This is a genomic window from Streptomyces sp. NPDC037100, assembly GCF_055606225.1.
Window position 1 is genome coordinate 447,793 of sequence record NZ_JBVJSX010000003.1, and the last position, 11,734, is coordinate 459,526.

Annotated in this window: 10 protein-coding genes and 1 pseudogene; 8 read left to right on the top strand and 3 right to left on the bottom strand. The window is 74.6% G+C overall.

Annotated features, from left to right (window positions below; all coding sequences use genetic code 11):
• Positions 1 to 196 (bottom strand): hypothetical protein (locus ACZ7EG_RS12055; protein WP_471075926.1); only part of this gene is annotated, 196 nt, incomplete at its 3' end.
• A gap of 158 nt (positions 197 to 354) precedes the next feature.
• Here ACZ7EG_RS12055 and ACZ7EG_RS12060 point away from each other — a divergent pair.
• The 4 genes from ACZ7EG_RS12060 to ACZ7EG_RS12075 all read left to right on the top strand — a co-directional run bounded on the left by ACZ7EG_RS12060 (position 355) and on the right by ACZ7EG_RS12075 (position 5,908).
• Positions 355 to 1,416: a serine/threonine-protein kinase gene (locus ACZ7EG_RS12060; RefSeq protein WP_471075929.1), complete on the top strand. Its 1,062-nt coding sequence runs from the start codon at positions 355 to 357 to the stop codon at positions 1,414 to 1,416.
• Positions 1,417 to 1,522: 106 nt separating this feature from the next.
• On the top strand, positions 1,523 to 1,876 hold the full coding sequence (locus tag ACZ7EG_RS12065) for an effector-associated constant component EACC1 (protein ID WP_471075932.1): 354 nt from the start codon (positions 1,523 to 1,525) through the stop codon (positions 1,874 to 1,876).
• Between the two features lie 4 nt (positions 1,877 to 1,880).
• Entirely contained in the window at positions 1,881 to 4,409 is a 2,529-nt protein-coding gene (locus ACZ7EG_RS12070) for a vWA domain-containing protein (protein WP_471075935.1), read from the top strand.
• Positions 4,410 to 4,477: 68 nt separating this feature from the next.
• Positions 4,478 to 5,908, top strand: coding sequence for an extracellular solute-binding protein (locus tag ACZ7EG_RS12075; protein ID WP_471075940.1), 1,431 nt, complete (start codon positions 4,478 to 4,480; stop codon positions 5,906 to 5,908).
• Between the two features lie 31 nt (positions 5,909 to 5,939).
• Here ACZ7EG_RS12075 and ACZ7EG_RS12080 read toward each other — a convergent pair whose 3' ends face one another.
• Positions 5,940 to 6,131, bottom strand: coding sequence for a hypothetical protein (locus tag ACZ7EG_RS12080; protein ID WP_471075943.1), 192 nt, complete (start codon positions 6,129 to 6,131; stop codon positions 5,940 to 5,942).
• Positions 6,132 to 6,259: 128 nt separating this feature from the next.
• On the opposite strand from ACZ7EG_RS12080, the gene ACZ7EG_RS12085 reads away from it, so the two are divergent.
• From ACZ7EG_RS12085 to ACZ7EG_RS12095, 3 genes are all read left to right on the top strand, one after another.
• Entirely contained in the window at positions 6,260 to 7,603 is a 1,344-nt protein-coding gene (locus tag ACZ7EG_RS12085) for a helix-turn-helix domain-containing protein (RefSeq protein ID WP_471075946.1), read from the top strand.
• Positions 7,604 to 7,676: 73 nt separating this feature from the next.
• Entirely contained in the window at positions 7,677 to 7,988 is a 312-nt protein-coding gene (locus tag ACZ7EG_RS12090; protein ID WP_471075949.1) for a hypothetical protein, read from the top strand.
• Between the two features lie 343 nt (positions 7,989 to 8,331).
• Positions 8,332 to 9,123 carry a GAF and ANTAR domain-containing protein gene (locus ACZ7EG_RS12095; protein WP_471075952.1) on the top strand — a complete coding sequence of 264 codons (792 nt, stop codon included), beginning with the start codon at positions 8,332 to 8,334 and terminating at the stop codon, positions 9,121 to 9,123.
• Positions 9,124 to 9,141: 18 nt separating this feature from the next.
• Here the strand turns inward: ACZ7EG_RS12095 and ACZ7EG_RS12100 are convergent, their stop codons facing one another.
• On the bottom strand, positions 9,142 to 9,948 hold the full coding sequence (locus tag ACZ7EG_RS12100) for a hypothetical protein (protein WP_471075955.1): 807 nt from the start codon (positions 9,946 to 9,948) through the stop codon (positions 9,142 to 9,144).
• Between the two features lie 497 nt (positions 9,949 to 10,445).
• Between ACZ7EG_RS12100 and thrS the strand changes: the two are divergent.
• Positions 10,446 to 11,732: pseudogene (gene thrS / locus ACZ7EG_RS12105) on the top strand (threonine--tRNA ligase); the annotation flags it as partial.
• Positions 11,733 to 11,734: the final 2 nt, after the last annotated feature.

Here is an 11,734-nt window from a genome sequence, read left to right on the forward strand (position 1 = left end):
GTGTGGCCGGTGTTTCGCCGGGGTCGTGGGTCGCCGCCATCGCCGGGGGCACGACCCGCTCGTGACGGCCGGGCCGGGACGGCACCGGGGCGTTCTGCCCGCTCGCCGCGAGGTGGCCCGGGCCGTCGTCGCCGCCCCGGACACCGTCGGACCGGCCCGCCTGGCCGCCTTCGTGCGGGACGGCACCCTGCGGCACGGCGGTGGGCGCCTCGCCGACGACGCGACCGTGTTCGCCGTCCGCAGGAGAGCCGGGGCAGAAGCCCCCGAAGGCGGACGTTTGCGGTCCTGGGACCCACCTTTGCAGCCGCAGCGGCTACCGTGCTGACGTACGTGATCGACACAGGGGGTGGGGCGATGCCCGGAACCGTGCTGCTGCTGGCGGCCTCGCCGGTGGGCAAGGGGCGCCTGGTGGACGCCGCCTCCGTGCTCCCCGTCCTCGCCGCCGTGGCGCCCGCCGTGCTGTCCGGCACCGACACCGCGAACGTCGTCGAACTCGCCGACCCGCTGGAGCCGCAGGCCGTCCTCACCCGGCTGCGCGCCGCGGCCGCGGCCCCCGGCCCGCTCACCGTGTACGTGACCGGCCAGCTCCAGCTCGACCGCCGCCAGCGCCTGCCGCACCTCGCGCTGGCCCGCACCACCGCCTCCACCGCCCGCTACACGGCCTTCCCCTGGCACTGGTTCCGGGAGGAACTGCGGCTCAGGCCCGCCGGCGCCACGACCCTCCTGCTCGACCTGCACGCGGACGCCGAGACCTGGGAGCTGCTGCGGAGCACCCCGCTGGACTCGGGGCGGGGCAACGCCGTCCACGGTCGTATCGCGCCGCCGCCGTCCAGACGGAGCGTCGCCCAGCCGTCGTACATGAAGGCCGTCGCGACGATCCTGCGCAGCGGGTTCCGGCCGCCGGTCGAGCAGTTGCACCAGCAGGCCCTGACCCGGATCGCGCCGGAGAGCGCGGGCACGGACCTGGTGCTGAGCACGCCCGGCCCGGCGGGCGGGGACCCGCACGCCGCCATCACCGCCGCCGTCCAGTCCGGCCGGCACGTCGACGCCGACGCGCTCGCCGCCCGGCACGAACAGGCCGCCGTCATCGCGCACGGACCCGCGTCCGAGGAGGCCCTTCACTGGGCCGAAGTACGGGCCGATCTCGCGATGTTCGCCGGGGACGCGGCCCGCAGCTGCCGCACCTGGCTGATGATCGCCACCGCCCGCCTGAACGCCGGGCAGGCGCCGGACGCCCCCGCCGTCGAGGCCGCCGTGGACCGGGCGCACCACCAGTGGGGCCAGGTCCGCGACCCCGCCCCCGCCCGCGAACTGGGCGCCGCACTCGCCGCCTTGCGCGGACGGGTGCCCGGGCGGCGCGAGGGGGCGCTGGACCATGTGCAGCGGCAGCTGAGGCAGTTGCAGACCCAGGGCTGAGCGGTGTGCGCCGTGTGCGCCTGGCGTGAAGGGGGCGTGCAATCGCTTGCACCGGTCACGTCACGGGTCTGCCGCCGGGGCCTGACCAGATGTCATGATGTCGGGCATGACAGAGGGGGACGAAGTGGCTGTCTTAGGCGTGCGCGTCCGGCTGGGCGCCGGCGCGACGGTGGATGACGTCAGAGCTCTGAAGACGTGGCTGGAGCGCGACGAACCGCTGGAGGAACTGGTCTCCGGCCGGCACCTGCGGATCGAGGCGCAGCCCGCCGCGGACGGCACCCCGGGGCGGCTCGGGCCCGATCTCGAACTCGTGCTGAAACTCCTCGGTGACGTCGTCACGCTCGCGGCACTCACCGATTACACCGCACGCGCGGTCAAGACCTGGACGAACAACCGCCGCAGGCTGCAGGGCGGCGATCCCGATCCGCAGATCCGCTCACTGGACCCCGACGGGGAGTAGGGCGGTGAGCCGCTTCGACCCGCGCCGCAAGGTGAACCGGGCGCTGCTGGCGGGTGTGTCCGAGTACGACCACACGGCACCGGACCCCCAGGGCGTGAACGGTCAGCTGCCGGCCGTGCGGCACAACCGGAGGGCACTGGAGGACGCGCTGCGCCGGGGCGGGGTGTTCGGCGCGGGCGAGGTGCGGACCCTGGCCTCGCCGGCCCCGGACGACTTCACGATGGAGCTGCGCCGCGCCTGCCGTGAGGCCAAAGGGCTGCTGCTGCTCTACTTCGCCGGGCACGCCGTCACCTCCACCTCCGGCAACGAACTGCACCTCCAGATGCGCACCGCGCGGGTGCTCACGGGCCACGGGCTGCCCGGCTCGGTGAGTTTCAGCGAGGTGCTGGGCGAGCTCGCCGAGAGCCATGCCGAGCAGGTGGTGGTGATCCTCGACTGCTGCTACGCGGGCAACGCCGCGGGGATCTGGCACCGCTTCGACGATCCGAAACGCAAGAAGCACAAGATCCTGCTGCTGATGAGCGTGCAGCCCAACCGCTGCATCCTGGGCGGGGACGCCGACGCGGCGACCCCGTTCACCCGCGAACTCGCCCGCGTCCTCGACGAGGGCGGCGAAGTGTGGCTCTCCCGGCTGTACGCGGCGGTGAAGGACCGGATGGCCGCGGCGAAGTACAAGGCGGAGGACGACGACCCGCAGCGGCCGCAGGCGCTGGCTCCCCCCTGGGACCCGGAAGCGGACGTGCTGCTGGCGGCCGGCCCCGTGGTGCGCCCGCCCGTACCTCCCGACGACGACCGGGGCCTTTGGCTCCGTCATCTGCTCGCCCGCGTCCGCAAGGCCGTCGCCCGGTCCGGCCGCACCGCGCTCGCGGCTCTGCTCGCCCTGCTCGCCACCGGCGCCGGCGGCTACGGCATCCTGGCCCTGACCGGCGAATCCGGCCCCTGCGGACCGGCCCTGGAGCTGCGTGTCCTGACGGACCCCGATCTGGAACCGGCGATGCGGGCGGCCGCCGACGCCTACGTCACCTCGGACGCCAACACCACCGGCGAGGGGTGCCGGCGCACCGGCGTCACCGTCAACAGCGCGGGTGCCGCCGCCGTCGTGACCGCGCTGGGCGAGCGCACCGACGCCTGGCAGCAGCCCCGCGAGGACGACAACCCGCAGCGCGACATCGGCCCGCAGCCGGACGTGTGGATCCCCGCCACCCGTGCCGACGTCGACCGGGTCAACAAGGCCGCGGCGCAGGAGGACCGCGTCTTCGCCCGGCTGGAGCCGGAGTCCGAGCCGATCGCGTACTCGCCCGTCGTGCTGGCCGTACCGAAGGCACGCGCCGCCGGCCTCGCACCCACCGGGCAGTCGCTGTCCGAGCTGCTCGACGCCCTCGAGAAGACCGACGCGACGAACGAACTGCACCGTGCGGACCCGGAGTTCACCGACTCGGCGCTGCTGGCGACCATGGGCCTGTACGGCGACGACACCGACGCCGACGCACGCGGTGCCGAGCTGGACCTCGCCCGGGCCGGGCGGCCGGAACCCTCGGCCGGGCGGTTGCTGTGCGCGCTGCCCGGGGACGACGCCGTGGACCGCCGCGGCACGGCGCTGGTCCCGGAGTTCCTGCTGAAGAGCGGCATCGGCTGCCACCCGGTCACCCGCGCCCTGCGCGTCCCCGTCTACCCCGACGACGTGCCCGGTCTGGAACCCGCGTTCGTGCGGGTGCGCTGGGAGGACGGCGACCGGGACGCCGAGGCGCGGGACGACGCGGTGGACCGCTTCCGCACCTGGCTGACCGGCAAGGACGGCCGGACGGTGCTCGGCGAGTACGGTTTCAGGTCGGCGACCGGCGAGCGCGGCCTGCTCGACGCGAAGGAGCCCCCCGAGGGCTTCACCGAGTCGGTCCGTCCGGCCGAGGCCGCCGACCCCTCGGAGATGGCGCAGGCCCTGGAGCGCTACGGCAACGCGCACGGACCGGGCCGGGTGCTGTTCCTCCTCGACAGCTCCGGCTCGATGGCGGGCCGGTGGGACGGCTCCAGCGGCGGACCGGGCATCCTGAAGCAGACGCTGCCCGGGCTCGGCGGGGAGGACGAGTACGGGGTGTGGGCGGTGCACGGCACCGGCGAGCGGACGCACACCGAGCTGCTGGAGTTCGGCACGCACGAGCGCCCCGACGCCGAACAGGCCCTGGACGCCGCCGAGGTGCGGGACGCGGAGGCCGATCCACGCGGCGCCCTGCTGGACGCCCTGGCGTTCCTGCGGGGGCGCGGCAGCGGGGACGAGCGGCCGCAGCTGATCGTGTATCTCACCGACGGCGAGGACGACGGCCGCCTGAGCGGCAAGGCCCTCAAGGCCGTCCTCGACCGGGCCCGCGGCGCGGGCGTCCCGGTGGACATGGTGTCGCTGAGCAGCTCCGGCTGCGACCGGGACCGCCCCGCCACGCGCATCGCCGAGGCAGGCCGGGGCCGCTGCCTGGACGCCGGGGACGACCTCGTGCCGGCCCTGCACGACGAGGTCGCCCGCATCGGAACGGGGGAGGAATGATGGCCCGCCGCCTGACTGCCGCCGGACGTCTGACGGCCGCCGCACCGCTGACGGCCACTGCACGTCTGATGGCTTCTGCGCGTCTGATGGCCACCGCACGTCTGGCGGCTGCCGCACTGTCGCTGTTGTCTTTGCTCGCACTCACCGCCTGCACCGGCAAGGAGACGGGGGAGCAGCCGCAGGGTGCCGCCGACCCGCCCCGGATCGTGGTGGCCAGCGGCCAGGACGTCACCGGCAAGAACGGCATCCGACAGCAGCTCATCGACGCCTGGAACGCCAAGGAGGGCGAACACGGCTACCGGGCCCGCCTGGTGGAACTCCCCGGCTCCGCCGACCAGCAGCGCAGCCAGCTGCTCGGCGCGCTGCAGTCCGGCGGTGCCGAGTACGACGTGGTGAACCTGGACGTGACCTGGATCCCGGAGTTCGCCGCCGCCGGACTGATCCGCACGCTGAGCGGCGCGGCCGTGAAGGCGCCGGGCGACATCATCCCGTCCGTGGACAGCACGTCGTTCTGGGACGGCGAGCGGTACGCGGTGCCCTTCAACAGCGACGTGGGTCTGCTGTACTACCGCAAGGACCACCTGCGCAGCCTCGGCGCCTCCCGGGCCCGACTGGGCGGCGGCGTCACCTGGGACGACCTGCGGGATCTCATCGACACCGTCAACGACCGGCCGAAGCCGAAGGGGTACAAGGACGGCTGGACCACACAGCTGGCCGCCTACGAGGGCCGTACGGTCAACGCGATCGAGGCGTTCGCCTCGGCCGTCACGGACTTCGCGCTGACCGACGAGGACGGCCGGTACGCCGCCGACGAGGCCCAGTTGACGGCCGGAGTGACCGAACTGCGGGAGCGCACGGCGTCGCCGTACCTGCTCGGGGAGGCCTCCACGTCCCGCGAGGCCGAGTCGCTGAGCGCGTTCGCGGAGGGCCGCACTACCTTCCTGCGGCACTGGCCGTACGTCTACCCGACGCTGTACGAGACGTTCAAGGGCGACCTCGGTGTGACCCGGCTGCCCGGCAAGGCCGTGCTCGGGGGCCAGAACCTGGCCGTCACCTCGTCCACGTCCGAGCAGCGGGCCGCCAAGGCCGCCGAGCTGATCGCGTTCCTGACCGACCCCGACAGTGAACGCTGCCTGCTGCGTGCCGGGTTCGCCGCGACCCGTACCTCCGCCTACCAGGACCCCGGCAGCACCCCGGAGTGCCGGCACGCCGCCGCGTACTCCGGGAGCGCCTCCGCGTCCCCCACCGGCGAGAGTGCCGAACTCAAGGCACCCGACCGGCTCGTCGACGGTGTCAGCTACTCCCGGGACATCCTGCTGCCCGCCCTGAGCGAGGCCGTGCAGCGCCCGCGCACGCCCCTGTACGGCGCCGTGACGCAGACCCTCATCACCGAGCTGGACGCCCTCTACGGCCCCCGGCCGGCGGGTGCGGCACGGCCGGGTGACGCGCAGATCGCGAAAAGTCTCGACGAGGCGTTGAGCAAGGTCTTACCCGGTTGAATTCCTGTGCGTCGCCTCGGACTTCGGGCCGTCACCCAGTCAGGTGGCTGCTCAGGCCGTGCCCCGGCGCGTCAGCGGGAGCCGACGACGGCCTGGGCGCCGGCTGGGGTGTCTCCGCCCGGGCCGGGCCCGCGTTCGCCGCGAGCAGGAGGGTCGCCACCGCGACGAGGGCGGCGGTGAAGCCTCGGGCGTACCGCTCGGCGGTGCGTGTGCGTTCGAGCACGGCGACCTCGCAACAGGGGCGGCGACTACGGCGGCAACGTGTTAAGCAGGTTCGACAATCCGGCTTAACACTCCGTTTAACCTAGGGGCAGTTCCGGTCGAACGGCAAGAGTCCTAGGGGGAGTTGGCGTGGGGGAGCGTGACGATCCGGGGACCATCGGGCGGCGGGTGCAGCGGTTGCGTGTGGAACGCGGACTGACGCAACGGCAGTTGGCGGAGCCCGTGTACACACCGGCCTACATCTCCACCCTCGAGTCGGGCCGGGTGCGGCCCTCCGACGACGCGCTGCGGCATCTCGCGGAGCGGCTCGGCGTCGCCTTCGACGAGCTCGCCGGCGGGCGCTCGGCCCGGCTCGTCACCGGGCTGCGGCTGCGGCTGACCGAGGCCCAGCGCACCGTGGCCGACGGCGAGGCCGAGGCGGCCGCCGAGCAGTACGCCGAGCTGCTCGCCGAGGCGGAGACGCACGGCCTGACGGCCGAGCGGTCCGCCGCCCTGCTCGGACTCGGCGAGTGCGCTCTGGAGACCGGCGAACTCGTCGCCGGCCGGCAGTACTTCGAGCGGGCCGAGGAGTGCCTGGCCGGCGCACCCCTGCCCGCCCGGGTCCCGGCCCTGCGCGGCCGGGCCGTGGCGCACTACCTCGCCGGTGAACTCCGGTACGCCGTCCACCTGCTGGAGACCACGCTCGACGAACTCAACCGCGGCGGCCTGCACGACCCGGACGCCCTGCTGCTGCTCTACGCCAGCGCCATCGGCCCGTACATGGACATGGGTGCGCACGCCCGCGCCGCCCAGGCCGCCGAGCTGGCCCTCGCCCTCGCCCCGCAGTCCGGCGACCCCGCCCTGGTCGCCCGCATGCACCGCTCCGTCGCCCGCACCCTGGTCGCCGAGGGCCGCCTCGCCGAGGCCGACGCCTCGCTGGCCAAGGCCGCCGAGCTGTACCGGGCCCTGCAGATCCGCACCGAACTCGCCAACTGCCACTGGATGCGCGGCTACGTCTACGCCCAGGACGGCCGACTGGAACGCGCCGAGGAGGAGCTGCGGCAGGCCCTCGGCATGCTGTCGGCCCAGCGCGCCGCCCTCTACAGCAGCCAGGTCACCGTCGAGCTGGCCGACGTGCTCCACCGGCGCGGCCGGTCCGACGAGGCGGCGGCCCTGCTCTACGACGTCCTCGGGCACCTGTCCCCCGAGCGCGGCGCCGTCCACTCCGCCGCCGCCCACCGGCTGCTCGGCATCATCGCCGAGGACGCCCGCCGCACCGAGGACGCCGAGGAGCACTACGTCCGCGCCCTGAGCCTGCTGGAGCGGGCAGGCGCCGCCGGTGACCTGGCCGACCTGTGCCGGCTGCTGGGCGACCTGCTGCGCAGGACCGGGCGCGTGGAGGCCGCCCTGGACGCCTACCGGACGGGCCTCGGCCACCGCACCGCGCCCGGCACCACCACCCTCGGGCCCGCGCCCGCACAGCCTCCTCTATGAGGGCACCGTGTCCATCGCACAGCCGTGCGGGTTAGCTTCCCTCCCCGGATGTGAACGACCGGGGTGGGCGCGTGTGGAGAACCGACGGACGGTGGCCGACGGCATACGGCTGGGCCTGCGGGCCCTGGTGTACGCCGTCCTCGGAGGTGCCGCGCTGCTCACTGTCGTGACGGTGGCCTCGGTGCTCTCCTGCTGCGCCGCCGGCGCCACCGCCGCCAAGGCCGAGGTGCGCGGCGCGCCGGCCCCGCCGGTCGACACCTGGGTGACGGTCACCGGCACGTGGCACCCCGAGGGCGAGCTCGGATCGGCCGCCTGGCCGCCGGTCGTCGACGCCGGCTCCGTACGGCGGGTGCCGTGGCGGGACGGCCCGTACGAGAAGCGCTGAGGGGCCACGCCGGCTCCGTACGGCGGGTGCCGCGGCGGGACGGCCCGTACGAGAAGCGCTGAGGGGCCACGCCGGCTCCGTACGGCGGGTGCCGCGGCGGGACGGCCCGTACGAGAAGCGCCGAGGGGCCACGCCGGCGTCTTCGCGCGGGTGTTTTGCCCCACCCGCAACGGGTAGTCGGGGCACGGTTCCGAGGGGTCACGGGCCCGGTGCGCGGCGGGCACCGGGCGGAGTCGGCCGACCGGTCGCACGGCGGCCTCGCGGGCGGTCGCGCGGCAGGGCCCCTGCCGTGGCCCGCTCTGGAAACCGTCGACGGTGCAAGCCGCGGTGAGCGAAGGAGGCGGTGGCCGTGCGGCCCAGGGACGATCCCCAAGACGGTCGCGACGGCCGGCGGGGGCCCGGCCGCTCCGGGGGCGGTGGCCCGGACCCGGACGGAGTCCGGACCGCCGACGCGATCGCCAGGGGCGTGCGGGGCGCCGAGCCCGGAGAGGTGCCGGGGCGGCTGTGCGAGGTGGCGGTGGAACTGTTGCCGGTGATCGGCGCGAGCGTGTCACTGCGCAGCGAGGGCATGCCCGTACAGCTGAGCGCGAGCAGCGCGCAGGCCGCGCACCTGGCGCAGATCCAGGCGACGCTGGGCGACGGCCCCTGTCAGAGCGCGGTGGCGGACGGCGTGCCCGTCCTCGCCTGCGATCTGACCACGGGCCGGGACGCCGGACGCTGGCCGGTCTTCGCCCAGCAGGCGACGGAGGCCGGGGTACGGGCGGTGTACGCGGTGCCGCTGGGCAGCGGCGCGGTGTGCGTGGGCACGCTCGACCTGTACCGCGAGCGCCCGGGCGGGCTCACCGACCGCCAGCTGCACATCGCCCGGGTCGTGGCCGGTGTCATGACCGTGGCCCTGATGGCACTGCCGCACGGCGACGAGCCCGGGACGCCGGACGGGGAGGACTGGCTGAGCGGACTGGCCACCGACCACGACGAGGTCTACCAGGCCGTCGGCATGATCATGGCGCAGCTCGGCGTGGGTGCGGACGACGCACTCGCACGGCTGCGGGCGGACGCCTTCGCGCACGGGCGTACGGCCCTGGACGTGGCGCGAGAGGTGATCGCCCACCGCACGCGATTCGACCGGCACTGAACGCGAGGGAGCGCGGCGTCAGATCTGTGCCCTGCCCTGCTTCCTGATCTCGGTCAGGCGCTGCGTCCCGAGCTGCGCGGTCTGCTGGGTGACCTCCGCGTACACCTCGTCCAGGCCGGCGTTGGTGAGGGTGATCGCCTCCTCGCCGACGCGGACGGCGGCGAGGTCCATGGTGAGGTACGTGAGCTCCCCCTCCTCCGTCTCGCCGGCCAGCATGACCCGAAGGCCCTGCCGGGCGTCCCCCACCGGCGGCAGCGGCAGGTTGCGGACCTCCACGCCCTGGACGCCGCCGCGGGTGGTCGCGGCCGTGAACTCGCCGCACCTGCCGGGCAGCGACCTCATCCAGTCCAGCGTGCGGTCCACGTCCGCCGGCGGATGGGCGGCGACCCGGTAGCGCAGCTGGGCGTCGGTGTCGCCGTCGTCGAGCGCGGACGTCGCCTGCGGGCCCTTCGGGGTGCCGAAGGGCTCCTCCGTGTAGAGGACGTCCAGCAGCCGCTGGCAGTCCTGGTCCTCCGTGGTCGCCTTGAGCAGCCCGTCCCGCCAGGTCCGCGCGCCCCGGGACGGCGTCCACGGCTCCCCCAGATCGGCCTCGGTGACCAGCGCCGCCCGGGCCTGCGCCTCGGTGAGGCCGGCTCCGGAACCGGACGGCTGCTCGAGGGCGGGGGACGCGCCGGAGACGGAGGGGGACGCGCCGGAGGCGGACGGGGAGGCGGAGAACCACCGGGGCCGCGGCTCGTCGTCGACGGAGCAGCCGTTGGTGGCCAGCAGGGCGGTCACGGACACCGCGGAGGCGAGGAGGGCACGGGTGGCCGCGGGGTGAGTCATCGGGGTGCCTCCTGCGGGGGCTCGAGGAGGCGCCTCGGGGCCGGCCGCTCTCCAAGATCGGGTGCGTGCTCCTACGGCACCACCGCGCCAGTCCCGCCACCAGCGATACGGGCCGTCCGGGTGAGCGGACCGGGGCACTGGCGGGTCCTGCGGATCGCTTGGGGCACTGGCGGGTCCTGCGGATCGCCTGGGACACCGACGGCCCCTGCGGATCGCCTGGGACACCGACGGCCCCTGCGGATCGCTTGGGGCGCGGCGGGTCCTGCGGATCGCTTGGGACACCCGCGGTCCCCGTACGCCACCAGGGACGCCGACGCACTCCGTGCCCCCGGGGCGGCCCGCCGTGGGCTGCGGGCCGACCCGTCCGAAAACCCGTCGCCCCGCCCCCGGCGCCCCTGTTACGGTCACGCCCATGCAGCGCGCCCAGTCGTATCCGTCCGCCACGACGACGCCGGAGAGTGTCCCGGCGCGCTGACAGCTGACCCAGATGTCCGAAGCCCCGGGGCGAGTGCCCCGGGGCTTCGCCGCGTGGTGCCCGCCTCCCCGCCGCGAGGAGTCACACCATGCACGACCACCGCCGACTCGGCCGTGAACTGGACCTGTTCGACACCGACCCGCTGATGGGCGCGGGGCTGCCGTACTGGCTGCCCGACGGCGCGATCGTGCGGCACACCCTTGAGGAGTACATCCGCGACGCGGAACGCCGGGCCGGATACCGGCACGTGTACTCGCCCGTCCTCGGCAAACGCGAGCTGTACGAGATCTCCGGGCACTGGGACCACTACGGCGACGACATGTTCCCGCCGATGGACGTGGGCGCCGAGCAGGTCCTGCTGCGCCCCAGCCTCTGCCCCCACCACGCCCTGATCTACCGATCCCGCTCCCACAGCTACCGCGAACTACCTCTGCGCATGGCGGAGTTGGGCGGCATGTACCGCTCGGAGCTGTCCGGTGTCCTCGGCGGCCTGACCCGGGTGCGGGCCATCACCCTCAACGACGCGCACATCTTCTGCACCCTGGAGCAGGCCGTCGAGGAGGCCCGGGCCGCGCTGGAGCTGATCGGCCGCGCCTACGCCGACCTGGGCATCCGGGCGGCCCGGTACCGGCTGTCCCTGCCCGGTGAGGGCGGCAAGTACGTGGCCGACCCGGAGCTGTGGCGGCGTGCCACCGCCCTGCTGAGGGAGGTTCTGGACGGCTCCGGCATCCCGTACGAGGCGGCCGAGGGCGAGGCGGCCTTCTACGGACCCAAGATCGACGTGCAGATCACCGACCCGGCGGGCCGGGAGGCCACCCTGTCCACCGTGCAGATCGACTTCCACCAGCCCGAACGCTTCGACCTGCACTACATCGGCCCCGACGGGGCGAAGCACCGCCCGGTCATGGTGCACCGCAGCATCATCGGCAGCGTGGAGCGCGCGGTCGCCCACCTCGTGGAGGAGCACGGCGGGGCCTTCCCGCCGTGGCTGGCGCCGGAGCAACTGGCCGTCCTGCCGGTCGGTCAGGAGCAGTTCGAGGCCGCGGACGGTCTGGCCGCGCGGGCCAGGGAGCTCGGTCTGCGCGCCGAGGTCGCCGGCCCCGAGCAGGGCACCCTGGCCGCCCGGATCCGCGCGGCCCGGCTGGTGCCGTACCAGGCGGTGATCGGCGGGCGGGAGGCCGCCGCCGGCCTCGTGGCAGCGCGCCTGCGCGACGGCCGCCGGCTCGACGCCCTTCCCGCCGCCGAGTTGCTGCGGCGGATCGGCGAACGGGTCGCGGCCCGCGGTGCCGAGCTGTGGGACCAGCCGTAGGA